Raw genomic sequence first — 26021 nt, 5'->3', positions numbered from 1 at the left:
TAGTTAAGTCACTTATTAGTAGTTACTTGGTATTAGTTACTTGCTATTAGTTACGTGGCCAGGGATAAGGATAAAGGTGCGATGAAAGCAAAGTGGACGTTGTTACTTACATTAAGCATTCTGCCTACCTTTGCACTAGCAGGGGTAGAGCAAGATATCTCGACGTTGATAACACGAGTTGAGCAATCCTCTTGCACCTTTATACGCAGCGGCAAGGCGTACACTAATCAAGAAGCGGCAGAACATATGCGCAATAAATGGGATTACGCCAAAGATGACGTTGATTCTGTGGATGTGTTTATAAAAGAGGTCGCGTCAAAGAGCTGGTTATCTGGCAAACCATATTGGGTGGATTGCCAAGATAAACGCATTACCAGCGAAGAGTGGCTAACATCATTGATGAGCCCCGCCAATCACATCCAATAATACTTCTTTGATGGTCTGGTATCGCAGCGGCAGAGTGCGGCTGCGTTTTCTCACCAAAAACAAATCTTCGTATACCGGTTGTTTTAACTCAGCCACATACAACTCTTCTCTTAGTGGAAAGCTTTCCACCGCACTGTAGGGCAAAACGGTAAACCCCAGCCCTTTGCTGACGGGCAAAAGAATCTGACTGAGTTGGTTAACGTAGCCCGATAATGGCATGTCACTGACCTTGATCTCTTTGAGTAAAGGTTCTGCACATTGGTCGAAAAACAACGTCATATAATGTTCAGCATCAGGGTGACCAATCACGCCGCAACTTCGAAGCAGTTCAGGCGTTAACGTTTTTCCATGATAGGACTTTGGTAAGATCAGACACAGCGCTTCTCTGCCAATTTGTTCACTTTGGAAAACACTCTTGTTGGGAGAGTAAGTCACGATGCCCATATCAATACGGCCGTCAGCAACGCCATTCAGAATCGACTGGTTTGGCGCCGCTTCCAAGTGAATCGACAATCCGCGATGCTGGGTTTGTTTTTCAAGCAGTGGATCAAACAGCATTAAGGCAAGTGCTCCGGAACAAGCTAGTTTGCAATGACCTGCAAAGGGGTCATCGAAGCTTAGATCTTCCAGTAAGTTTTTCTCTTTCTCTTCCAACTCTAATGCGTAGGCATACACCATTCGGCCTTGTTCTGTCAGTTCAAAGCTTTTGTTCTCGCGCTTAATCAATGGGTGCTGACAAGCTTGCTCTAGCTTTTTGATGTGCTGACTGACACCGGGCTGAGTCATATAGAGCTTTTCTGCTGTCTGAGTAAAGTGGCCGACTTCGACAAGAGTTTTGAATGTGTGTAACCAAACTGGATTAAGCATAGGACGTTGTTTGCTCAGCGTTTATTAAAGAAAGCGTTTCGAGAGAAAGTGTAGAAATAATAGCATGATGCGTGGAATAACGCAGAGGAGGATGGTAAATGACAGGCAAAATAAAACCCCGCCTGGTTTCCCAGACGGGGCTTATTCTTTTTCGCAGCAATCCGGCTACTAATAGGTGCTCCCTGCATCTATCCTTGATTGTGGCTAAGTCCTTTAACCGAGTTCCTTGTTCATCGCCTTCCTAGCGGTGTCCATTCTTGCCTATCATCCTGACGGGCGAACTCTATCCTAGAGCTTAACTACATCCTTGCTGACAACTCATCCTAAGCTATCAAATCTTCATCCTGAAGATACCCAATCCTTTAGGCTTTTTTCCTGTTCCCGCCAACATCCTGTCGACACACTTAGTATTGTTGTTTTGCTGATTACTCTCAATCAGCTAGGTAAAAAAACTTTGGCAGCGAATATTGCTTAAAAAAGGATAATTATTAATTTTCAGTTAGTTAGGTTTGTTGTTCGATTTGTTCTTAGTCAAAAATGGTCGTTTTGCTTACATCGCTTGTGAGAGATCTCGCACAAGATGCCGAGCGAATGTACGAATCGGCGTCTTTTTCGTCTTGTTTAAGAGTTTGCTCAAGATCACAACTCGACTTGTAGCCATAAGATTTGGCGATGGCTTTAGATGAAATTCCCATTTCCTTTATCGCAAACGCAGCCCATTCATCACGAGTTTTTTGCATGATCTGGCGCAGCTTGGTTTTAAAGTTACTCATAAAAGCTCCTTAGTTGGCTTGTTTCTACAAGAGAAGAATAAGGAGCGTGATGAGGCTTAGTTGATAGTATGCCGCTCAATATCAATACTATTGAGGCGTGATGAAGAATATGTTGGTAATACTGATATTATTTGCGCGTGAAACAATACTATCTTGTGGGGTATCAAATGGCGCACATCGAAAAAGTACCGCAAAGGCCTGGTTTTTCTTGGCGCTACCGTCGTATTGATGAACCAGCGAAAGAATACGATTTTCATTTTCATGATGACGTTTTTGAGTTGGTCATCCACCGTCACTTTACGGGGACTTTGCACATTGGGCATCACGAGCTAGAGGTGACCCACAACCAGATGCTGTTAATTGCGCCAGGTGTGCCTCACTCTATTCACTCCACGTCGGTAGAAAGCAATTGCGAGACTCATGTGATTTGGTTTAAGCGTGAGTGGATCGCGAACCTAATGTTCTATTGTACTGAGTTACGTAAACTAGACCCGTTGTTGAAAGCCGCAAATAAAGGAGTGGTGTTCTCTGAGCGAACGGCACAGCAAGTAGTGGATCTTCTGCAAGAGTTGATGAAAGTGCCCGCGATGGAGCAATTGTCGAGATTCATTCATATCCTATCTTTGGTTGCCCATGACGAAGCGGCAAAAACCTTGATGACCCATTCTTATCTTTCGATGAGTGAACACGAGCAACAAGAAAGAGAGCGCGTCGCAAGTGTGAATGCGTATCTTGAGCAGCATTTTGCCAACAAGGTGACATTGGCCGATTTAGCCAATTACTTGTCGTTGAGTGAAAGTGCGGTCACACGATTGTTTCAAAAGCACTTTAAAGAGCCGTTTAGTCAACGTTTGATGAAGCTAAGAATCAACCATGCCGCGGATTTGTTGCAATCGACTGAGTTACCAATAGGGATCGTGTTTGAACGAGTAGGCTATCGCAATCAAGCTTTGTTTAATCGTCATTTCAAGACCTACAAGGGATTGACTCCGAGAGATTACCGACAGCATTACCAGCAGCGAATCCAACCTTAGTTTGAGCATGTGCGTACTTTTGTTGTGTACTGAACTGGAATTTATGTGCAACTGGTATATTATTTGCTAGGTTATCTAAGAATCGTTATTAAGATTCGATGACAGGTTAAATAGGGAACTTGATTGCCATATTTCTGTCATAAGTGATGAGTAAGTTGACCGTATCAACAAGATAAAAGCAGTTTTACTGGTCAAAAAATGACTGCAACGCTTCTACTTTTATCATTATGTTGTGAAATTAGTCACGGTTAATTGATTCGTTCCTCGATAGATTGAAGAGGAATACAACCTTAGACAATAAGCTCAAGATGAGCGTTACCTATATAGATGAGGGAGATTGCTATGAAAAAGATGAGAAGAGCTCAGCTACATCGTGTTCGTATCCAATACTGGAAAGACACAAAGACTGAGACTGCTAAAAAAGCATAGTAAACCATACTCAATGGCACTGAGCTGGCAATGGACGGATAACCTTCCATAAAATGCCAGCTCTAAAATTATCTAGCACATCCATACTTTCCAAGACTCTAAGCTTCCTGCTTTCCTAAACAAAGCTTCCAAAACAACAAAACGTTCCACTCTTTCTAGATTCAACATTTCAGCCCAAAACCATAGCCTTAAATGCAAAAAAGCCAGTCCGAAGACCAGCTTTCTCATTACTTGCTCAACTCTGTTTATTACAGAGTGATTGTGTAATTACAGGTAGTTTGCGTCAACCAATTCGCCAGCTTTTGCGCTGCTTACTTCTGGGCGAGCTTGTAGCCAAGCTAGAACCTGTGCTTTTTGCTCTTCAGTTGCGCTTTCGTAACGCTCTGTTGAACATAGGAAGCCTTCAAACAGCTCTAGACCGCCGCCACCAAAGCATAGGTTTAGGCCATCAATGTAGTCGATAAACTCATCAACGAATGCATCGTAACGGTCGAAGTCGTTGATGTCTGTTTCACAGCTGATTTCAAAGCCTAGGATCGCGAATTCACCTAGGAATAGCTTCTTACGCAGACGACGATTTTTGTTATCGATTTTATCTAGTTTCATGATTATCTCTCGTGGATGATTTGAGTACACCTTATACCCCCAAATCTGGCTTAGCCCAAGCAAAATCGGGAGTACATAGAATAGATGGGTGCTTTATAACATTTTCTAAACACAAAGTTCATAAAGATAGACTAGTTCTGTCACTTTTCTCTTCCAAACTTCCCCTCGCTCAATGATTTACAAACCTATAATTCAACCTAACACTGGGAAAGCAACACCATGAGTAAGGAAACCTTCGACGCGACGCGTTACAACCAGAGTAATAACAAGCCTTTTGAAGAAGTACTGGAAGCGAGCCTATCTCGACGCAGTATCCTGAAAGGTGGCCTAGGTATCAGTGCGATGACCGCTTTTGGCGCATTTGGTCTATCTGGGTGCAACTCTTCTAGTTCAGGCACTTCTGCTGGTGGCGGCTCTGGCGTTTCAAGCGCAGTCCTCAATTTTGATTCGATTCCGGGCTCACTGACGGACGCAGTATCGATTCCGCAAGGTTACGTAGCACAAGTATTGGTGCCATGGGGTACGCCTCTAAACGCACAAGGTAACGCTTGGAAAGACGACGGCAGCAACACGAGTACCGACCAGCTTAATGCATTGGGTATGCACCACGACGGCATGCACTTTTTCTCGCTAAACGACAGCGACACTGACGGCTTGTTGTGTATCAACCACGAGTACATTGATACCGCAGCTCTGCATCCAAGCGGTCCGACAGCCGTGGGCGGTGTGCGTACTATCGTCGACGAAGTTCGTAAAGAAATTAACGCACATGGTGTGTCTGTGGTGCGCGTTCAACTTGAAAACAACATGTGGAAGTTGGTAGATACCGATCCACTAAACCGCCGTTACACTGGCGCGACAGTCATGGATCTTTCTGGCCCTGTCGCGAATACAGAATTGACCGTGACTCGCTTCTCACAAGATGGCAGCCAAGCGCGCGGCACACTGAACAACTGTGGTAATGGTTTCACGCCTTGGGGGACTTACCTAACGTGTGAAGAAAACTGGCCGGGTTACTTCGTTAACGCTGGCGTTCGTACTGAAGAACAAGATCGTATTGGTGTTGATGACACGAGCACTCGTTACCTATGGGAAACGTTAGCGGGGAATGCCGAAGAGCGTTTGGACGAATTCACGCGATTCAATGTAGAACCAACAGGCGCAAGCGCATTGGACGATTACCGTAACGAGGCGAACGGCCATGGTTACATTGTTGAAATCGACCCTTACACGCAAAACTCGCGTGCGAAGAAGCGTACTGCACTAGGCCGCTTCCGTCATGAAGGCTGTACATTCGGCAAGCTTGAAGAAGGCAAACCAGTAGTATTTTACTCTGGTCACGATTCTCGCTTTGAGTACCTATACAAATTTGAATCTGCGGCAGCGTGGGATCCTGCGGATGCTAACCCTGATAACCGCTTGGCGATGGGTGACAAGTACATGGATGAAGGCACACTGTATGTGGCGCGCTTCAACGAAGACAGCTCTGGTACTTGGTTACCACTGACACTAGACAGCACGACAGTTTCTGGTGGCACACTTGCAGACAACTTCAATTCTCTAGCAGAAATCATCCTAAATACGGCGGGCGCAGCCGACCTTGTTGGTGCGACGCCAATGGATCGCCCAGAGTGGTGTACCGTTGACCCATTCACAGGCTCGGTTTACCTGACGCTAACGAATAACACTAAGCGTACAGAGGAAACTAACCCTGCAAACCCACGTTTGAACAACAAGTTTGGTCACGTAATCCGTTGGGATGAAGGCGAAGCAGCAACAGACTTTACGTGGGATATCTTCGTGTTTGGTTCTCCAGCAAACGGCGATGCGGACACTAACCGTTCGAGCTTGACCGAGCTTAACCAGTTTGCGAGCCCAGACGGTTTAGCGTTTGACCCTCGCGGAATCCTATGGATTCAAACGGACAACGGTGCAGACGAAGTGACGTCTTACACCAATGACCAAATGCTTGCGGTTGTACCATCTAAGCTGACGGATGAAAACGGCACACAAGAAGTGATCGGTGCAGAAAACCAAGCTGAATTGAAACGTTTCTTTGTTGGCCCTAACGGCTGTGAAGTGACGGGCTTTACCATCAGCCCAGATTACAAATCGTTGTTTGTGAACATCCAGCACCCGGGTAACTGGCCATACAGCGACAATGCAGCAGAAGAAACACCTGCGGGGATGACACTGCGTCCACGTGCCGCGACGGTGGTTATTCGCCGTGAAGACGGTGGTGAAATCGGTGTTTAACCAATAGGTCATACAACTGAATATCGGGAATAAGAAAAGCCCTGCGTTTGCAGGGCTTTGTTTTTTCTATCTAAATACACATACACTTTATATCTAGACAAGTAACTTAGTTTTTGAGCGAGCCGCCCGCAGTGCGAATCACATCTTGATACCAGAAGAAGCTCTTCTTACGTTTACGCTCTAACGTACCTTGGCCATCATTGTGGCGATCAACGTAGATGTAACCGTAGCGTTTGCTCATTTCAGCGGTTGAGTTCGCGACCAAATCGATTGGCCCCCAACTGGTGAAGCCCATCAGCTCAACGCCATCCAAAATTGCTTCATGTGCTTGTACAAGATGGTCGTTCAAGTAAGCGATGCGGTAATCATCTTGAATCTCACCGTTTTCATCGATTTCATCACGCGCGCCTAAGCCGTTTTCTACGACGAACAGTGGCTTTTGGTAGCGATCGTGTAGGAAGTTCAGCAGAACGCGAAGGCCTTTTGGATCGATTAACCAACCCCATTGGCTCTTCTCAAGATATGGGTTTGGTACGCTATCGACGATGTTACCCACTTCTTTCTGTTTCGGGTCTGCACTTGCACAGCCACTTGCGTAGTAGCTGAATGAGATGAAATCGACACTTGCCGATGCGATCTCTTCTAAATCGCCTGCTTCCATCTGAATTTCAATGCCATTTTCACGGAAGTAACGCTTCATGTAACCAGGGTATTGACCACGAGTTTGTACATCACCGAAGAACAACCACTTGTTGTTTTCATGCATAGCAGCAAGCACGTCATCAGGGTTACAGGTGTATGGATAGTTGATTGCGCCAAGCAGCATGTTACCAATCTTGCCGTTTGGTACGATTTGCTGACACAGTTTCACCGCTTTTGCGTTTGCGACTAGCTGGTGGTGAATCGCTTGGTAAATCTCTTGTTCGCTGGCGTCTTCTTGCAAACCAACACCAGTAAATGGTGCGTGCAGTGACATGTTGATTTCGTTGAACGTTAACCACAGCTTCACTTTGTCTTTGTAGCGTTCCAGCACGGTACGAGCATAGCGTTCGAAGAATTCGATGACGCGACGATCGCCCCAACCGCCATAGTTCTCGACCAGTGCGTAAGGCATTTCGTAGTGAGATAAGGTCACGAAAGGTTGGATGTCGTGCTCGGCAAGTTCGTCAAAAATTTTATCGTAGAAGGCCAAACCTTCTTCGTTAGGTTCTAGCTCGTCACCGTTCGGGAAGATGCGGCTCCATGCCAAAGATAGGCGCAGACAGTTAAAGCCCATCTCTTTGAATAGCGCAATGTCTTCTGGGTAGCGATTGTAGAAGTCGATCGCTACGTCTTTGATACCCGACGTACGCTCTTCACGAGTTTGATGCGGACTCAAAATACCATTTGGCAGCATGTCTGATGTCGATAACCCTTTACCCCCAAGGTTGTACGACCCCTCTACTTGGTTTGCAGCAATAGCACCGCCCCAAAGAAAATGTTCAGGAAACTTAATCATGTTTCTCACTCTTTATCGTTCGGAAGTTATTCGTTTTATTTGCTTGAGAATAGTGTAGGTCAAGGAGGGATTCTTGTATCGAGATCGTGTTTTTCTCAAACAGCGGGGATGCCTAGTTCTAATGATGATTTTGTAATCAATATCAACTTAGGCTGATTTGAACAATAGAGTGAAAGTCAGCCCATTTTGTTCATTCTTATGCACGGTAATTTGTCCGTTCATATCACGCATATTGTTAGCCGTAATCGCTAAACCCAGCCCTAAGCCTTCACCAATTTTCTTTGAGGTTTGGAAGGGTTCAAACATGGATTCAAGCATCTCATCCGACACGCCGCAGCCATTGTCACTGACGATCAGTTCGACCTGATTACCGGTTGGGTTGACGATCAAGCTGAGCTGCGGGTTGGTGGTATGGTTCATCGCGTCTAGCGCATTCGAGACAAGATTACCGAGCACCTGAAGCAGTCGTTGTTCTTCACCCATGATGTCGGGTAAATCATGAGGAACCCGAACACGCACGTCCACCTTGTCTAATTGGGATTGATAAACGCGTAAGGTTTCTTCGAGTGCGGAGGTAAGAGAAATCGCTTGTAGGCTTTCTGGTTTGTTATAGGCGAACGTCTTTAGCTGACTGGTCATGCTTGCCATACGATCAATCAGCTTCTGCACTAATACATTGTTGGCTTTCATCATCTCGGTTTCGCCACGTTCTGCTAACAGTTCGTTTGTAGTGAGCAGGGTACGCAAGCCCGTCAGTGGCTGATTGAGCTCATGAGTGATCGCGCTCGACATGCGACCCAAGGCGGCCATTTTGCTCGATTCAATTAACTGGCTTTGCGCTTCTTTTAGCGCTTGAGTGCGCTCTTCTACCCGTTGCGCCAGTTCTTGGTTGACCTGTTGCAGTGACTGCTCGGCTTTTTTCCGCTTGCTGATGTCGATGATCGTCGCAAGGAAATACTGCTCGCCATGCCAAGGGAAACTGGTCAGCGAGAACAAGACAGGGAAGACGCTACCGTCACTGCGTCTGGCAATGGTTTCGACCGTGCTGATCTCTGCGAGCTCTTTATGCTTAGGCAAGTCCTTTAGTAACTTAAGTGTGGTGGAATTGGGATTGCCTGCGTCGAATAACTCCCAAGCAAAAGCGTGTCGATTGACGCTTTCTGGTAAACAGAACAAGCGCTTCGCCATTGGGTTGAGATCGAACAGTTGCCCTTGTTCATCAATCAATAGCAAACCAACGTGGGTCTTATTGATCATCTGTTTCAAGCGGCGTTGGGACTCTTCCAACAGAGCTTGAATTCGTTGTTGATTGATGTGCTTTTGTCGTCGTTGTAAGCCAATGATGACGAGCAATACAACCAATAAGAGCAGCGCTGCTACGCTCCAACCAATCACATTGATGGTTTGTTGAATCGGCTTAGAGGGGGTGAGGTAGCTGACGTACCAATTCAAATCATCCAATTTAACGGTGTGCGCAAAATAGCGTTGCTGGTTGAGCGTCCACACACTGATATTGGTGTTGTCGTATAAGCGCTGCATTTCTAACTGAACGGTGTTGTTCGGTTCGTTAAACCAGTCAGCGTTATAAAGCGAGCTGCTTGATAGGAAAAAGCGTTGCTGACGGTTCTGCAACGTGATGATGTCTTGGCTAGTAATGGTCTGCTCGGTCAGCAAGCTTAGGTTGATTTGCACCACCACAATACCAGCGATATCCAGACCGTCGTAGATAGGGGCCGCAAGATAATACAACGGGCTCGAACCTTTGGTTTTGTTCACCAAGGATACACCGCCGCCTTGATTGTGAATTTGTTCCACAATCGCTTTTCGGTCGGACAGGCTAAAGCGCTCTTCGATCAAACTCGAGACCAATACTTCGCCAGAGTTAGACAGGATTAGCCAACCTTCGGTATTGGCGGCTTTATCTAGCTGAGTCAGTTGGGTTTGCAATGGCTCGTAATAAGTCAGATTCCCTTTCACAAACGCGATGGTTTCTGGGTTATTGGTTACGAGGTAAGGTAAGTGGTAGAAGCGTTTGAGTGCACGGCGAACTTCACCAATATAGTCGAGCAGCTTTTGTTGAGCTTCGGTTTGAGTTTGTACACTCAACCACTGACGAGCCACCTCTCTGCTGGCGCTATAACAAGACAACATCAGCACTGCCGCAATTGCGACCACAAGCCATGTTTTGCCATTCCTTTTGCGCTGCATACCGACTCCATTCAGCTAATGCGTTCTCACCGATAGTCATTAAAGAGTGCGCCTAACTGGTTGGATGTTAAAGACTTGTAAGCAAGAAGTGAGATCTAGCTCCTTTTCTCCTCAGTGGTTTTTGCTACCGTTAATAAAGAGCGATTTCTTTCCCACCCCATAAAGCAGGCAGTAACTCATGGCTTTTGACGACACCCCTAAAATTGCACTTATCGAAGACGATGACATTGTTCGTCAGGCTACCAGCCAATGGCTGCAACTGGCTGGGTTCGATGTGACCGCATTCAGTTTAGGCGAAGAGGGCAAAGCGGCCATTCTGAGCCAAGAATTTGATGCGATTGTCAGTGACGTTCGCCTGCCAGACACCGATGGTTTGTCGATACTAGAAAGCCTGATTGCCAATCACATTCCAACGCCAGTTATCTTGATCACCGGACATGGTGACGTCGATATGGCGGTAGGGGCGTTACAAAAAGGTGCATTCGATTTTATCGAGAAACCTTTTCAGCCAGAGCGTTTATCCCAACGAGTGACCGAAGCGGTCGAGAGTTATCGCGCACAAACGTCTACTCAAGATCGCCAAGAGTACCTATCTAGCGTTAGCGGCTTAGAAGAGGTGTTGATTGGGCGAAGCCGAGTGATGCAACAGCTTAGAGAACAAGTAGCCAAGTTAGCGCGCATTGATACCAACGTGATCATTTACGGTGAGACAGGTTGTGGTAAAGAGCTGGTGGCGACCAGTTTGCATAATGAAAGCCAACGTAGAACCCATCATTTTGTGCCAATCAACTGTGGTGCAATTCCTGAGAATCTGTTTGAAAGTGAGCTGTTTGGGCACGAAGCTGGGGCATTTACTGGAGCGGGTAAAAAGCGCATTGGTAAGTTGGAATACGCGGATAAAGGCACCTTATTCTTTGATGAAATCGAGAGTATGCCGCTGTCCATGCAAGTGAAAGTGCTGCGTTCATTACAGGAACATACGGTAGAGCGCGTTGGAGGCAATCAGCAGATCTCGGTTGATTTGAGAGTGATCGCTGCCGCGAAAGAAGATCTCAATGATCATGATGAGTTTCGTCAGGATTTGTATTATCGACTCAATGTAGCGCAGATCTATTTGCCACCGCTACGTGAACGAGAAGAAGATGCGTTGATCTTGTTCGAACACTTTGCTCTGAAAAGTAACCCTGAGAGTCGTCCGCTGAGTGAAGCCGATAGAAAAGCCATTCTTGCTTACGCTTGGCCCGGTAACGTGCGTGAGCTAAGGAATGTCGCGATGCGTTTTGCCTTGGATGAAACCGTCTCCGTAATGGAAATTCTCTCCAGTCGACCATCTTCTACAACCGAAGAGACACAAGCAGGCGTTCCGTTGGCGATTCAGCTACACAACTTTGAGCGTAAGGTGCTGCATGACTCGCTAGTTCGACACCAAGGACGAATTACGGATGTGATGGTTGAGTTAGATTTACCGCGCCGAACCCTGAACCAAAAGATGCAGAAATTTGGTTTGAATCGCTCTGATTACACCTAACTGAATCAACTACGGGCTCTATTTTATGCGCTCTCTTTGAAGGAAGAAAACGTCAGTTCTTTGCCTTGCTCGGAGAGGACAGTCACGCGGTCGCGACCATACTCTTTAGAGCGATACAACGCGTGGTCGGAGCGAGAAATTACATCGTGAAGTGTTTCGTCCGGTTTCATCTGAGCGACACCAAAACTCATGGTCACAGGTGTGTTGCTTGCGGCGCAGCATGGCTCTGTTCTTACCCAACTGCGAACTTTCTCAGCATACTCTGCCGCTTGTTGGGCTGTGTGTTTTGGAAGTACAACCATAAACTCATCGCCTCCAAAGCGAATGGCTTGGGCTTGTTGAGGAAGGTAACGGGTCATAATGTTTGCCACTCTCACAATCGTCTCATCCCCAGCTAAGTGTCCACATGCGTCGTTAATGTGTTTAAAGTTATCAATGTCCGTCATGATGATGCTTAAGCTTTCGTGTTTGTCGATTACTCGCTGTACCATCTTCGGTATAACCTTTTCCATGGCTCTGCGATTAAGTAATCCAGTCAGCGCATCCTGAATCGAAAGGTTTTCAATCGAAATTAATAAACGAGCGTTGATTAGCCAAAGCATGCAAAAGCTCATTGAGACGACAAGGCAGATGCTAAATAGGAAGGTGAGCTGATGGATCAGTCCTGCAGACATAAAGCTCGTTAATTCTGTACCAAAATAAGACCAAATGACTCGCACGGCCATAAAAGCGCCATATCCAATTAGCGAAGCAGCCATGCCAATCATTGGCCATTTATCGTCTTGATTGTCGCCTTTCATCATCGCCCAACCACTTGCTAACGTTACTGCTGATAAGTAAACACTGATCACCAGAATACGGACACGGATAGAGGGAACGTGGAAAGTGAAGTAGTAAGTGAGAGCGACAACAACGGGTAGCACAACAGTGAAACCGTAGGCGATCCTAAGTGTAAAAGCGCGGAAGATACAAACACCATAAAGTGTCAGTAGAAAGCCAATGAGCAATGTAGTATTAGAAGCGACAACGGTGAGCCAGTCGGAAGCGCTGTCCCGAAAACTCAGGAGTAAAGGCCCACCCCCAATGAATAACAATGAGATAGCAAAACAGGTTAACCCAGGAATTTTGCGCTGTTGGTATTGGGTAAAAAGCAATCCGACTGAGTAGATACAAGAGAAAAGTATAATGATGAAGTTGAGAGTTCTTATATCTAAAGAGAAGTTGTCCATGTCGCCATCCTAGCCGCCCATCTTATATTTTATAAATCATAAGTTTATTAAATATAAACACGACTTATAGTAGAGCAATTAATGCCAGATGTCTCGGATAGCGATACTTTTGGTTATTAATGGAACAAGCCCACACTTGGTGGGCTTCGGTCTGGAATATGTCTTAATTTGTAGATTCGGCAACCGTCAACTGCGCTTTTGGTTTGGTCGCCATTACACCCACAATCACCATCGAAATCGTTGGAACAATCCAGCTCGCAAAGTAGTGGTACAGCGGCATGTTGCTGTCTAACCATTGGTTTGCGGCTTCTGGCATGTAACCTAAGATGTGCAGCGCATCAATACAACCAAACGTTAGAGCTGTGAACGCCGTCGCGACGACCATGATTTGCGACATCTTGTTGCGCACAGGAGCCATGATCATCAACGCAATCGCTACTGGGTGAAGCGCCACAACCGCTGGTAATGTGATAGCCAATAGTTGCTCCAGACCTACGTTGGCGATCAAACCAGCCAATACCATTGTCGTGATAACGCAGCCTTTGTAGTTCACTTTGCTGAAAGTGTTGTCGTAGAACTCACTGCCTGCGGTGGTTACGCCGATAGCAGTAGTCAAACACGCCAATACCATCACGGCACCTAGTAATAGTGAGCCAAATGCGCCGAAGTGGCTGAAGGTGAATGCCGTTAAAATGTCGCCACCATTGCTGAACTCAGAACCCAAGTATGAGCTTGTTGAGCCAATGTAAGCCAATGAGATGTAGACAAATGCCATAGCAACCGCGTACATCAAAGCGGCAATTAGCGTGTATTTTGCGGTGGCTTTCGGACAATCCACACCCATGCTGCGAATCGCGCGGAAGATAATCCAACCAAAACCGATAGAGCCTAGCGCATCCATGGTCATGTAGCCTTGGGTCAAGCCTTCAGCAAATGCGCCAGATACGTATGGTCCCGTTGCGGCAGTTAGCTCGCCAGCAGGAGAAACCAAAGCCGTTACAGACATGATGATTAAGATAGCCATCAATGCAGGCGTTAAGATTTTGCCTAGGTTGTCGACCAATTTGCCCGGGTATAGCGCAAACAAGACGGTGATAGCACAGAAGGCAATAGTGAAAGGCACCAAAGCGGCATCTCCAAACATTGGTGCAAAGCTGAATTGGTAAGCGACGGTAATCGCCCGTGGTATTACGAACGCAGGGCCAATCACGATAAATACCATTACCCAAAAACTGGTCGCCAAAGGTTTAGGTAGGGCAGCGGTTAATTTGTCTGAACCGTTTACGATAGCCACCATCACCAGTGCCATCGCAGGCAGACCTACGCCCGTTAAGAGGAAGCCAGACATCCCGCTCAGAAAGTTTTCACCTGCTTGATAACCCAAAAATGGAGGGAAGATCAGGTTACCTGCGCCTAAGTACATGGCGAAAGTCATGAAGCCCAAAGCGGCGATATTGCGTGCGCTTAACATTGTTATTCCTCTTATGTTTCGCTTGGAAGAAACTGAAAGGAATGGGAGGAGTATGTGGTGTTCCCGTCAGCTTCTTCTCAAGCTGACAGAAAGTTTAGATATAGCCTGTCAGCTCTGAATCAGTTTCAGAGAGAGCAGGAGGATCGCAGCAGCAACGCCAGATGGGCGTTTTAAAGCGAATTGTAATTGCGCAGTTGCTGACATGGGTGATCCTTAATGACGAAAAAATACCAAGGAATACGTTTGCCTTGGCGTGTTGTTACCCTAACGAACATAGGGCTATTGGCACAACCCCGAAGTAGAAAATAAGTTGATACGGTCAATGTTTGTTTCTGAACTGGTGGATCGAACTGGTTTTTAAATTCAAAATCAGAATAAATGACTTTTCATTTCTGTAACATGGCTTGTTTTGCTGTAATTTTGTGCTATTTGTAGTCGTTTAGGCTATAAACCTCCGCTGATAAAGTGAGCAGTTTAGAATGATGCGCTTTTTCTTCTTATTGTTAAGACGCTCACTAGTTGCAGTTCAATCCAAAATTGCATCGGCAAAATATTGCTTATTAGTGAATCGTGCATTTATTTTGTCTTGATCACATTTTATTAACCTTTTGCGATCTAGGCGTGCAACCTTCTTCTCTTCAATGAGCAAGATCTTGCTCATTACTTTGCTATCAAATCAGCATAATTTTGCTCATTTTTGATGTCTTTCAGCACTTAGTTCAATAAATACAAAGGGTTAAAAGTTGGCATTTCAATTGCTCTAGGGAATGTGTTGTTAATAAAGATTTAACATGATGTAAATCCCAAATCGTGAAACGACTACACGGAGAGTAATAATGAAAATGAATAAGCTGGTAAAAGCTTTGGCTGTCGCTGTGACTTCTTTTGGTATTGCTGCTAACGCTGCGGCAGAAGATCGTAGCTACATTCTTGCAACGGCATCGACTGGTGGTACTTACTACCCTGTGGGCGTAGCGTTGGCGACGTTAAGCAAAGTGAAATTGGCACCAAAGCACCACTTCTCCCTTTCTGCAATCAGCTCTGCGGGCTCTGGTGAAAACGTCAAACTGCTGAACGAAAATGAAGCACAGTTCGCGATTCTACAAGGTCTTTACGGTGCATGGGCTTGGTCTGGCGAAGGTCCTTATGAGAAAAGCGGTCGCCAAGAACAGCTGCGTTCGGTCTCTATGTTGTGGCAAAACGTTGAGCACTTTATTGTTCGTTCTGACTTAGCAAAAACGGGCACAGTGACAGACCTGAACAACCTAGATGGCAAGAAGTTCTCTATCGGTAAGAAGAACTCAGGTACTGAAAACTCTGGTCGCCAAATCATGAAAGGTCTGAAGGTAGACCCTGATAAATTCAATCTTGCTTACATGGGCTACGGCGGTAGTGCGAGTGCACTTCAAAACGGCACCATTGACGGTATGAACACGCCTGCAGGTGTACCTGTTGGTGCGGTTACTCAAGCTTTTGCTGCGCTGGGTAAAGACATTTCGATTCTTTCGTTTACTGACGAACAAATCAAAGAGGCGAACGGCAATTACAACCTATGGACGAAGTACGAGATCCCAGCGAACACGTACCCGGGTCTAGATAAGCCGATCACCACCATTGCACAGCCAAACTTCTTGGCAGTTCGTGAAGATATCTCGGAAGAAGACGTTTACCAGCTAACCAAAGCGATCTACGAGAACCTGCCTTTCCTACAAGGGATCCACAAAGCAACCAAAGCAATGGCGATTGAGAAAGCGATTGCTGGCTTGCCAGTGCCCCTTCACCCAGGTGCGGCGCGTTACTACAAAGAAATGGGCATCGAAATCCCATCAGACCTAATGGCGAAATAACGCTAACTTGGCCCCGAGTTTTGGCTCGGGGCATTTTATCCCTACCGATTTCTAAGATGGAAAAAGCCGCCAGAGCTTGGAGTATGAGATGAGCGACTCAATAGAAAAGGAATTGCAGAAATTTGAGCTGCCCACGCGCACTGATTTTCTGTGGGTAACCATCACAATCACAGTGTTTGGCGTGGTGTTGTCTGCTTTGCACATTTGGTTTAATACCTTATCGACGTTACCAGAGTTATGGATTTCCGCGACCCACTTTGCTGGCTTCGCGGTGATTTGTGCGCTTTGGTATCCGGCTCATATCTCTCTCAAGCAGAGTAAGGTTGCACTCGGTATCGATGTGTTGATTGCTATGGGCGCGGTCGCGTGTTTGCTCTACATTCCTTATGCCGAAGATGCGCTGTACGAACGCGGTGTGAAGTTCGTGACCAGCGATTGGGTCTTCGCCATCATGGCAATTTTGATTGTTATCGAACTGATTCGACGCACCATGGGCTGGTTTATTCCAGTGTTGATTGTGGTGTGTCTCAGTTACGTTGTGTTTTGGGGTAAGTGGGCGACAGGCATTTTCCACTTCCCGGGTTTGAGCATGGAAACTTTGCTCTACCGTAGCTTTTATTCTTCTGAGGGCATGTTTGGCTCTATCTCGCGCATCAGTTGGACTTTCGTATTTATGTTCATTCTGTTTGGTGCGTTTCTTGTTCGCTCTGGTGTCGGCGATTACATCATCAATGTGGCACGTGCTGCGGCTGGCAAAATCATCGGCGGTCCGGGGTTTATTGCGGGGATTGGCTCCGGGTTGATGGGGTCAGTATCAGGCTCTAGTGTGGCAAATACGGGTTCAACCGGTGTTATCAGTATTCCGTTGATGCAAAAAGCAGGTTTCCCTTCGCGCTTTGCTGCGGGGGTTGAAGCTGCAGCTTCGACAGGTGGTCAGTTGATGCCACCAGTGATGGGAGCGGGTGCTTTCATCATGGCGTCTTACACGCAAATTCCGTATGTTGATATTATCGCGGTGTCTTTCATCCCTGCTCTTATCTATTTCTTGTCTGTTGCGTTCTTTGTGCGTATTGAAGCCAAACGCAGCGGCGTTCAAAAGATCACTACCAGCGATGAATCTTTACTGAAAGTGTTGATCAGCGGTTGGCACAACCTTATCCCACTAGCGGTGTTAGTTACTCTTTTAGTTCAAGGCTTTACGCCAACTTATGCTGCTGGCTTATCGATCATCTCAGTGGTGGTGGCGTCTTGGTTCTCGAAAGATCACAAGATGGGACCAAAAGCGATCATCGAAGCACTTTCGCAAGGCGCGAAAAACATGGCGACAACTGCCGTATTGCTGGTGGGTATTGGTCTGGTGATCAATGTGATCAGCACAACGGGTATCGGCAACACGTTCTCATTGATGATCGACGGTTGGGCGAATGGTGACTTGTTCATCATGATCGTTCTGATTGCGCTCGCTTCTCTTGTTTTAGGTATGGGTTTACCTGTGACAGCGGCGTATATTGTATTGGGTACACTGTCTGCCCCTGCGCTTTACAAGTTAATTGCCGAAAACCAATTGCTTGAATTGATGGTATCAGGTCAATTGCCTGAACAAGCAAAAGCCATATTTATGTTGGCGGCGCCAGAAAAGCTGGAACTACTTAACGCACCAATGGCGTTGGAAACCGCAAAAGAAATGGTGGCGCTAGTGCCTGCGGACTTTATGGAAACCCTACTAGAGCAAAGTTTGGGTATGGAAGCGGTAGGCTTGGCGTTGCTGGCTGCTCACCTCATCATCTTCTGGTTATCGCAAGACAGCAACGTTACACCTCCTGTGTGTTTGACCGCATTTGCTGCGGCAACCATTGCTAAAACACCGCCAATGCGTACCGGTTTGATGGCGTGGAAAATTGCCAAAGGTTTGTATCTTGTACCGTTGTTGATTGCTTACACAGGCTTAGTAAGTTGGGATGTAACGTCGGTGATTACCGTGGGCTTCTTCGCCATCATCGGAACCTATGCATTGATTGGTGCGATTGAAGGCTACTTGGAAGGTCCTCTAAACATTCTGACGCGTCTCTTGTTGGTAGTGGTGGGTACATTGCTGGTTTGGCACGACATCCCAATGTTGGTTCGTGTGGCAAGCTGCGCGGTATTTATCGCGATGTTCATTTACAGTGGTCGCAAGTTCAAATTGCAACAATCTCAACTATCGGTTTTATAAGAGGTCGTATGAAATCAGTCTATGACTACATCATTGTTGGTGGCGGTATCGTTGGTGTGTCGACGGCATGGCAACTGCAGCAGCGTCACCCAAACAAATCCATTTTATTGGTTGAGAAAGAGTCCGGTTTTGCCAAGCACCAAACCGGACACAATAGCGGCGTGATTCATGCCGGGGTGTACTATGCTCCGGGCAGCTTAAAAGCGGATTTTTGTAAGCGTGGGGTAGAGCGAACCATTTCGTTCTGTGCTCAGCACGATATTCCGGTGGAGAACTGTGGCAAGTTACTGGTTGCGACCAACGAGCAAGAAGTCGAACGCATGAATGCCCTCTATGAGCGCTGCCATGTCAACGGCATCGACGTAAAGCTACTCGATCAAGTTCAACTCAAGCTGGCTGAGCCAAACATCACAGGCTTGGGCGCGATTTATGTCAAAACCACCAGTATTGTCGATTATCGTTTTGTTACTGAGCAGATGGCGGAAGAGTTCAAAAAGCTCGGAGGTCAAATTAGCCTGAGAACCAAAGTGGTGGCTGCCGAAGAGAAGGACGAAGAAGTCCAACTGACCTGCACTTCAGACGGTCAAACCATGCAGCTCAATGCCAAGTTCTTGGTTACTTGCAGCGGCTTGATGGCGGATCGTATGACTAAGATGATGGGTATTCCAACCGATTTTCAGATCATCCCTTATCGTGGTGAATACTACCGCTTAGATAGCAAACACGACCAAGTGGTGAATCATCTTATTTATCCAATTCCCGACCCTGATTTGCCTTTTTTGGGTGTCCACCTGACTCGCATGATTGATGGCAGTGTGACTGTTGGCCCAAATGCGGTGCAAGGCTGGAAGCGAGAAGGGTACGACAAGGTTAACTTCAGCTTGCAAGATACCATGCAAATGCTCAGTTTCTCCGGCTTTTGGAAGGTGACACAAAAGCATCTAAAAACCGGACTGGATGAGTTTAAGAACTCGTGGTGGAAGCCGGGCTACCTCAAGTTGGTCAACAAATATTGCCCAAGCATCAAGGTCGACGATCTCAAACCATATCCTGCGGGTATTCGCGCGCAAGCAGTGTTATCCGATGGCACTTTGGTTCATGATTTCTTGTTTGCCGAGAGCGCAAGAAGCCTACACGTTTGCAACGCCCCCTCTCCTGCAGCGACATCTGCAATGCCGATTGGGGAATACATTTGCGATAAAGTGAATGAGAAGATAGAAGCGAAAACGGCATAAAACAAAGGCGACGTAACTGTCGCCTTTATTGTATTTGAGTCTGGGAATTAGGAGTTGCCATCTTTAGGGCAGAGTTCACCTTTCTTGGCGTGCCTCTCGATCATGTAATCGCCGCGAGCACTGTGCAGAACTATCGCGTTCCAGACTTCTCCATCTTTAAGCTCAAACTCCATCGCATAGTGTGTACCGCCGACGATTTGAGTTCTGACATCATTGATTTGCTTTAACTTATCCGTCGCATTCATTTGATGCAGAATCATGCTGAGCGAGCGCTCTGCATCCGGTGTCACTTTCGCCACTTGCCAACCTCCAGGGACACCGCCTTTCGAGCCACAGATGGCTTGCATTTTCTTCTTCAAACCAGGAGACATTTGCTTGTCCACGGCCAATGCGTTACCTGCAAATGAAAAAGCGGCCAACGACATCATCGCGGTCCACATCATCCTTAACTTCATAATCCACTCCATTGTTTTGTTATTGATTGAGTATAAGCACGCCTTTCACGGTTTACATAATAGTAAGGTCTTCTGTGCCAACAGATAAATACGTAATGGGGGAGTTAAACAGGCTAAAAACGATCGCTTTTGATAGCGGCTCGTAACACTCTTTAGAGGAGGAGACGTTATGAGTCTGAAGCATTATTTTGAAAAGGTCTCACCAAAGTTTGAACCGGGAGGCCAATACCACAAGTTCTACCCACTCTTCGAAGCTGTTGAAACCCTTTTTTACACGCCGGGTAAAGTGAACCACGGCGTAACCCATGTTCGAGACAGTATCGATTTGAAGCGCATCATGATCATGGTGTGGTTAGCCGTATTCCCCGCGATGTTTTGGGGTATGTATAACATCGGTCAGCAATCCAGCGATGCTCTGCTTTATGGTCTTGACCAAGCTGCCGCTCAACAAGCCATTGATGCCTCTTGGGGGCTGAGTTGGGTTTGGGGTTCAGTAGAAGCTGCCAGCCAAGCGGGTTGGGCGAGTAAAATGCTGGTCGGTGCAACCTACTTTTTGCCTGTCTACGCGACTGTGTTTGTAGTTGGCGGTTTTTGGGAAGTGCTGTTTGCTATCGTCCGCAAGCACGAGGTGAATGAAGGCTTCTTTGTTAGCTCCATTCTGTTTGCGTTAATTCTCCCGCCTACCATTCCGTTGTGGCAAGCCGCACTGGGTATCACTTTTGGTATCGTGGTGGCGAAAGAGATCTTCGGTGGTACGGGACGTAACTTCTTAAACCCCGCATTGGCAGGGCGTGCGTTCTTGTACTTCGCCTATCCAGCCAATATGTCTGGTGGTGCGGTTTGGATCGCGGCAGATGGTTATTCTGGCGCTACACCGTTGAGCCAATGGTACGAAGGGGGTCAGAGCGCTTTGACCAACAACATGACAGGTCAACCTATCTCTTGGATGGACGCTTTCGTCGGTAATTTGCCGGGCTCTATGGGAGAAGTCTCGACCCTGCTGATCGCGCTTACTGGTCTGGTGCTGATCTTTATGAAGATCGCCTCGTGGCGGATTGTTGCGGGTGTTTTTGTTGGTTTAGCAGTGACGTCGCTACTGCTTAATGTAATTGGCTCGAATACCAATCCCATGTTCTCTATGCCTTTCTATTGGCACTTTGTGATTGGTGGCGTCGCGTTCGGCACTTTCTTCATGGCCACCGACCCAGTATCGGCTGCCTTCACCAATGGTGGTAAATGGGCTTACGGGATCTTGATTGGTGTGATGACGATATTTATCCGAGTGCTCAACCCTGCTTACCCAGAGGGCATTATGTTAGCGATTTTGTTTGCCAACTTATTCGCACCTCTGTTCGACTACATGGTGAAAGAGCAGAATATCAAACGCAGAGTCAAGCGTCGTGCCGCAGGGTGATTTGCAATAAGTAGCCCTAATTATATTGAGGTTTCTACCTGCAACTGGTTGCCAATAAGTCCTTAAAAACTTGGAATTTTATAGTTTATTGGTATGAAAAGTGAGGGCGGGTTCACTGAAAATTGTTTAAATCTTGCTCTATAGTGGAAAGGTCGGCGGCGCAGTGTCGCTGACCTTTACTTCACTTAGATCAGGAGGACGAGAATGACGAGAATTAAGGATATTCTTGATAGCCGTTTAGTGCTGTCGTTCTGGTATAACCTCGATTACGGTTTGTCCCTTCTCAGTAAAATCTCTGTTCGTTAATTTCCTCAATGCGCCCGCATTGAACCTTTCTATTTTTCTAATAAAAATCAAGAAATTGAAGCAGATTGCGCTTATTCGCGCAAAGCAATGCGTATAAGGAAATTAATAATGAAACGTATCCCAGAACCGTTCCGCATTAAAATGGTTGAGCCAATCAAAATGACGACATTGGCTGACAGAGAAGTTGCCCTTAAACAAGCGGGTTTTAACCCATTTCTTCTTCGCAGTGATGATGTTTACATCGACCTGCTGACCGACTCTGGCACTGGTGCTATGAGTGACAATCAGTGGGCAGGCATCATGATGGGTGATGAGTCCTACGCGGGGAGTCGCAACTACTACAACTTGTGTGATGCAGTAGAGCATTTCTTTGGTTACAAGCTTACTGTGCCAGCACACCAAGGCCGTGGTGCCGAGCAAATCTTATTCCCAGCTCTGATTGAGCGCATGCGTCAGGTTCGTGGAGGTGAGACACCAGTGTTCATCTCAAACTACCACTTCGATACTACAGCGGGCCACATTGAACTCAATGGCGGTAAAGCGATAAACGTAGTGACGGAAGAAGCGTTTGACACCACCACGCCATACGACTGGAAGGGGAACTTTGACCTCAATAAGCTGGTGGCAACGATTGAAGAACATGGCTCTCATAACATCTGTGCGATCATTACAACGGTCACGTGCAACAGCTCTGGCGGTCAGCCTGTGTCGATGGAAAACATGCGCAGCGTGTACGAAATCGCAACCAAATACGATATCCCTGTGGTGATCGACTCAGCTCGCTACTGCGAAAACGCTTACTTTATCAAGCAGCGTGAAGCGGGTTACGAAAACAAGTCGATTCTGGAAATCATCCGTGAGATGTACCAATACGGCGATATGCTCACCATGTCAGCGAAGAAAGACCCAATGGTGAACATTGGTGGTATGTGTTGTATTCGCGATCACCAAGAGCTATTCCAAGCTGTACAAACACGTTGCGTTCCGATGGAAGGTTTTGTCACTTACGGTGGTATGGCTGGACGTGATATGGAAGCCTTGGCTCGTGGTTTGTATGAAGGCGCTGATGAGGATTACCTTCACTACCGCATCAGCCAAGTTCAGTACTTGGGTGAGCGTCTGCGTGAAGGTGGCATTCCAATTCAATATCCAACCGGTGGTCATGCCGTCTTTGTTGATGCGGCTAAGATTTTGCCTCATATCCCACCAGAGCAATTCCCTGCACAAGTGTTGTGTAATGCTTTGTACTTAGAGGCGGGGATTCGAGCGGTAGAGATTGGTTCACTGTTGCTTGGTCGAGATCCGGAAACCGGTGAACAGAAAGCCTCTGAGCTAGAGTTGATGCGTTTGACCATTCCGCGTCGTGTGTACACCAACGACCATATGGACTACATCGCCGATGCTATCATTGAGTTGAAGGACCGAGCGCATGAGTTGAAGGGGTTAACCTTTGATTACGAGCCGCCAGTGCTTCGTCACTTCACTGCACGTTTTCATAATATTGACTAAGATGGGTTTCTAGAAAAGCAAAAGGCTGCGGTGTTCGCAGCCTTTTTTATCTTTGCCGTTTGCGATTACGCTAACTCTAGCGTGATTCGCACAAATTGCTCGTCTTGATACAACACTTCGTAATTGAAGGTGTTGTTCGCATAAATACTACCTAGGAACAACGAACGTTGGCTCATTGGCCCACGGAAAAGCATCGAAATTGGTGCAATTAAGGCGTTATTGTCGTCGAAATGTTGGTTTAAGTTCTCTGACAACACACACAACAAGCAACCATGTTGGTCGTGGGAAAGATCCACATCTTCCGGACGAGAAAGTAGTACAGTCGTACCCAGTTTTTTCTCAACTTCATTGATCAACAGTAGGTAACTGTCGAGGTGAGGCTGTGGGTTTCCTGGTTTATCGGCACCTACACAACGTTCGAGTAAGGCTTCTAAATTGCCATTTTCCCCTTTTGCCTGTTGAGTCAGAGACTTTAATGGCTTTTTAATCAGTTTGTAGCGATTGCTTTTTAGTTTCGGTTTTAACCACTTCTGGAGCAGGTCGTTACGTTCTTTTAAGGGGATAATTCGCGATGACGCGTGGATTTTGAAGTGCAGGTGTAATAAAGCGTGCACCGCAAGTTCGCTAAGTAATTGATTAGCGTCCGCGGATTGTTTTGCCTGCTTAGAACTTTGCATTACACTCTAAATTTCTTTGTAAAGAAAGGAATGGTGCCGAGAGAGGGACTCGAACCCTCACACCAAAGGCACTAGCACCTCATGCTAGCGTGTCTACCAATTTCACCATCTCGGCATCATGATGCTCTGAATACACAGAGGCTTCGGAATGAAGCGTTCCAAATTGTATATCCAAAATCCATAGATTGGCGAGAGCAAAATTGCTCATTTTTGGTCTTTGGTGTTCAACTGAACATTTATTGTTCATTTTTGGCCATTTCATCTTATCTTTCCCTCCTAATACCCCTATTTTCCCTACAAGTATGACCATAAAAAGGCATCTTTGCTTAAATTATGAACGCTTGAACGTTTGCGTAAATAAATGTGATGAAACTCTCGTTTTGATGGCTATACTTGCGACCCGTTTAAGCGGGAATTAGGGTTCGTTGTTCAGGACCCTTACCCATACAAGCCGTCACATGGAGCGAGATGAGTTACGAACTCTCTAGCAGTGAATGACCCCACGGACCGGACCAGCTACGTTCAATTGCTTGTATAAGGTAAAAATAAGATGTCGAACTATCCGTTCTTCCTCCAATCTGGATCTGCGAGTGCATGGTCACTCGATACGTTGTCTCTTTCTTCTGCCAATGCTTTTGGCGCTCCTTTCTTTTTCAACGTTCAGTAGGTCCGATTCATGAGTGTTCTATTTAGTCTATTTGGTATTGTTGCACTACTAGGTTGTGCGTTCCTGCTGTCAGAGAGCCGTTCTTCAATCAATTGGAAAACCGTGTCTCGAGCATTGTTGCTTCAAATGGGTTTTGCAGCTTTAGTGCTTTATTTCCCTTGGGGGCAAGCGGCACTGGCGAGTTTGAGTAGTGGTGTTGCAGGGTTATTAAGTTTTGCCGATGAAGGCATCAAATTCCTCTTTGGTGACCTTGCTTCTACTGGCTTCATCTTCGCGGTTCGCGTTCTTCCTATCATTATCTTCTTCAGCGCTCTTATCTCTGCCCTTTACTACTTGGGTATCATGCAAAAAGTGATTCAATTTATCGGTGGTGCAATCCAAAAATTCTTGGGTACCAGCAAAGCAGAATCTCTTGTTGCAACAGGTAACATCTTCCTATCTCAAGGCGAATCGCCACTTCTTATCCGTCCTTTCTTGCAAAACATGACTCGTTCAGAACTGTTCGCGGTAATGGCGGGTGGTATGGCATCAGTAGCGGGTAGTGTTCTAGGTGGTTACGCAGGTTTAGGTGTAGAGCTGAAATACCTAATCGCAGCAAGCTTCATGGCAGCACCAGGTAGCTTGTTGATGGCAAAAATCATTGTGCCAGAGCGTCAAACACCAAGTGATTACAACAACATCGAGCTAGACAAATCAGAAGAGAGCAACGTGATCGACGCGCTAGCAAGCGGTGCGATGGGCGGTATGAAAGTCGCGGTTGCGGTAGGTACAATGCTGATCGCGTTTGTGAGTGTGATTGCGATGGTGAACACGGGTCTAGAAAACCTAGGCGAAATGTTCGGCTTTGCGGGTATCACGCTACAGGCAATCTTTGGTTACCTATTTGCTCCTCTTGCTTGGTTGATTGGTGTGCCTAGTCACGAAGTTCTAGCGGCTGGTTCTTACATCGGTCAGAAAATCGTAATGAACGAATTCGTGGCATTCATCGACTTCGTACAACATAAAGCAACGCTGACTGAACACACGCAAGTGATTATCACGTTTGCGCTGTGTGGTTTCGCAAACATCGGTTCTATTGCCATTCAACTTGGTTCTATCGGTGTGATGGCTCCAGAGCGTCGTAAAGACGTAGCGAACATGGGTTTGAAAGCGGTAGCAGCAGGCACGCTAGCTAACCTAATGAGTGCATGTTTGGCGGGTATCTTTATCTCGCTATAAAGGAATACCAGCTCATAAAATACTTTAATGAAACCCGCCAATTTGGTGGGTTTTATTTTATTAGGCTACCGAATGAGAGGTTGGTTAAATATTTAAGAGTACATCGCTCTGTATTATTCATTTCTGAGTCATTTGCTCCTTATATCGAATAGTATT

General features: G+C 46.5%; 19 protein-coding genes and 1 tRNA gene. 10 read left to right on the top strand and 10 right to left on the bottom strand.

From position 1 onward, the window contains the following. Positions 1–81: 81 nt before the first annotated feature. Positions 82–426: a DUF5329 family protein gene (locus tag ATB78_RS24500; RefSeq protein ID WP_061010876.1), complete on the top strand. Its 345-nt coding sequence runs from the start codon at positions 82–84 to the stop codon at positions 424–426. Here ATB78_RS24500 and ATB78_RS24495 read toward each other — a convergent pair. Together ATB78_RS24495 and ATB78_RS24490 are read right to left on the bottom strand one after the other, a co-directional pair. Beyond that, positions 394–1293, bottom strand: a complete 900-nt coding sequence (locus ATB78_RS24495; protein WP_038896566.1) for a LysR family transcriptional regulator — start codon at positions 1291–1293, stop codon at positions 394–396. The two genes, ATB78_RS24500 and ATB78_RS24495, sit on opposite strands and share 33 nt — an antisense overlap. A 527-nt stretch (positions 1294–1820) precedes the next feature. Then, the gene (locus ATB78_RS24490; protein WP_061010875.1) at positions 1821–2066 is read right to left on the bottom strand and encodes a hypothetical protein; all 246 of its coding nucleotides are present in this window, start codon (positions 2064–2066) and stop codon (positions 1821–1823) included. 167 nt (positions 2067–2233) lie between these two features. Between ATB78_RS24490 and ATB78_RS24485 the strand changes: the two genes are divergently transcribed. Then, complete coding sequence (locus ATB78_RS24485) at positions 2234–3100, top strand: helix-turn-helix domain-containing protein (protein ID WP_038896564.1); 867 nt, start codon at positions 2234–2236, stop codon at positions 3098–3100. Between the two features lie 696 nt (positions 3101–3796). Here ATB78_RS24485 and ATB78_RS24480 read toward each other — a convergent pair. Further along, complete coding sequence (locus ATB78_RS24480; protein ID WP_005438242.1) at positions 3797–4135, bottom strand: YggL family protein; 339 nt, start codon at positions 4133–4135, stop codon at positions 3797–3799. A 219-nt stretch (positions 4136–4354) separates the two neighbouring features. Here ATB78_RS24480 and ATB78_RS24475 point away from each other — a divergent pair, with 219 nt between their 5' ends. Then, the gene (locus ATB78_RS24475; protein WP_061010874.1) at positions 4355–6391 is read left to right on the top strand and encodes a PhoX family phosphatase; all 2037 of its coding nucleotides are present in this window, start codon (positions 4355–4357) and stop codon (positions 6389–6391) included. A gap of 106 nt (positions 6392–6497) precedes the next feature. Here the strand turns inward: ATB78_RS24475 and ascB are convergent, their stop codons facing one another. Next, positions 6498–7889 carry a 6-phospho-beta-glucosidase gene (gene ascB / locus ATB78_RS24470; RefSeq protein WP_061010873.1) on the bottom strand — a complete coding sequence of 464 codons (1392 nt, stop codon included), beginning with the start codon at positions 7887–7889 and terminating at the stop codon, positions 6498–6500. A gap of 147 nt (positions 7890–8036) precedes the next feature. Then, entirely contained in the window at positions 8037–10097 is a 2061-nt protein-coding gene (locus ATB78_RS24465) for an ATP-binding protein (RefSeq protein ID WP_061010872.1), read from the bottom strand. A 178-nt stretch (positions 10098–10275) separates the two neighbouring features. On the opposite strand from ATB78_RS24465, the gene ATB78_RS24460 reads away from it, so the two are divergent. Then, complete coding sequence (locus ATB78_RS24460) at positions 10276–11625, top strand: sigma-54 dependent transcriptional regulator (protein WP_061010871.1); 1350 nt, start codon at positions 10276–10278, stop codon at positions 11623–11625. Positions 11626–11648: 23 nt separating this feature from the next. Here ATB78_RS24460 and ATB78_RS24455 read toward each other — a convergent pair whose 3' ends face one another. Continuing rightward, positions 11649–12854, bottom strand: a complete 1206-nt coding sequence (locus ATB78_RS24455) for a GGDEF domain-containing protein (RefSeq protein WP_061010870.1) — start codon at positions 12852–12854, stop codon at positions 11649–11651. 163 nt (positions 12855–13017) lie between these two features. Further along, positions 13018–14325, bottom strand: a complete 1308-nt coding sequence (brnQ, locus tag ATB78_RS24450; RefSeq protein WP_061010869.1) for a branched-chain amino acid transport system II carrier protein — start codon at positions 14323–14325, stop codon at positions 13018–13020. Positions 14326–15161: 836 nt separating this feature from the next. Between brnQ and ATB78_RS24445 the strand changes: the two genes are divergently transcribed. From ATB78_RS24445 to lhgO, 3 genes are all read left to right on the top strand, one after another. Further along, complete coding sequence (locus ATB78_RS24445; protein ID WP_005374185.1) at positions 15162–16172, top strand: TAXI family TRAP transporter solute-binding subunit; 1011 nt, start codon at positions 15162–15164, stop codon at positions 16170–16172. An 88-nt stretch (positions 16173–16260) separates the two neighbouring features. Beyond that, positions 16261–18384 (top strand): TRAP transporter permease, encoded by a 2124-nt coding sequence (locus ATB78_RS24440; protein ID WP_061010868.1) that lies wholly within the window; start codon positions 16261–16263, stop codon positions 18382–18384. Positions 18385–18392: 8 nt separating this feature from the next. Then, positions 18393–19619, top strand: a complete 1227-nt coding sequence (gene lhgO, locus ATB78_RS24435; protein ID WP_061010867.1) for an L-2-hydroxyglutarate oxidase — start codon at positions 18393–18395, stop codon at positions 19617–19619. Between the two features lie 47 nt (positions 19620–19666). Here lhgO and ATB78_RS24430 read toward each other — a convergent pair whose 3' ends face one another. After that, the gene (locus tag ATB78_RS24430) at positions 19667–20074 is read right to left on the bottom strand and encodes a cystatin (protein ID WP_032802191.1); all 408 of its coding nucleotides are present in this window, start codon (positions 20072–20074) and stop codon (positions 19667–19669) included. A gap of 169 nt (positions 20075–20243) precedes the next feature. Here ATB78_RS24430 and ATB78_RS24425 point away from each other — a divergent pair, with 169 nt between their 5' ends. Both ATB78_RS24425 and ATB78_RS24420 read left to right on the top strand, forming a co-directional pair. Continuing rightward, positions 20244–21488, top strand: coding sequence for an NADH:ubiquinone reductase (Na(+)-transporting) subunit B (locus ATB78_RS24425; RefSeq protein ID WP_061010866.1), 1245 nt, complete (start codon positions 20244–20246; stop codon positions 21486–21488). Between the two features lie 414 nt (positions 21489–21902). Then, entirely contained in the window at positions 21903–23303 is a 1401-nt protein-coding gene (locus ATB78_RS24420) for a tryptophanase (protein WP_061010865.1), read from the top strand. A gap of 65 nt (positions 23304–23368) precedes the next feature. Here ATB78_RS24420 and ATB78_RS24415 read toward each other — a convergent pair whose 3' ends face one another. Continuing rightward, the gene (locus tag ATB78_RS24415; protein ID WP_005438213.1) at positions 23369–23980 is read right to left on the bottom strand and encodes a DUF2913 family protein; all 612 of its coding nucleotides are present in this window, start codon (positions 23978–23980) and stop codon (positions 23369–23371) included. Positions 23981–24011: 31 nt separating this feature from the next. Further along, positions 24012–24095: transfer RNA gene (locus tag ATB78_RS24410), tRNA-Leu, on the bottom strand. Between the two features lie 561 nt (positions 24096–24656). On the opposite strand from ATB78_RS24410, the gene ATB78_RS24405 reads away from it, so the two are divergent. Further along, on the top strand, positions 24657–25865 hold the full coding sequence (locus ATB78_RS24405; RefSeq protein WP_005438212.1) for a NupC/NupG family nucleoside CNT transporter: 1209 nt from the start codon (positions 24657–24659) through the stop codon (positions 25863–25865). The last annotated feature ends 156 nt before the right edge of the window (positions 25866–26021 follow it).

It is taken from the genome of Vibrio sp. CUB2, from assembly GCF_001557945.1.
GTDB lineage: Bacteria > Pseudomonadota > Gammaproteobacteria > Enterobacterales > Vibrionaceae > Vibrio > Vibrio owensii.
The sequence above is the reverse complement of the archived record's forward strand: the minus strand, read 5'-3'. Positions and strand labels throughout refer to the sequence as shown.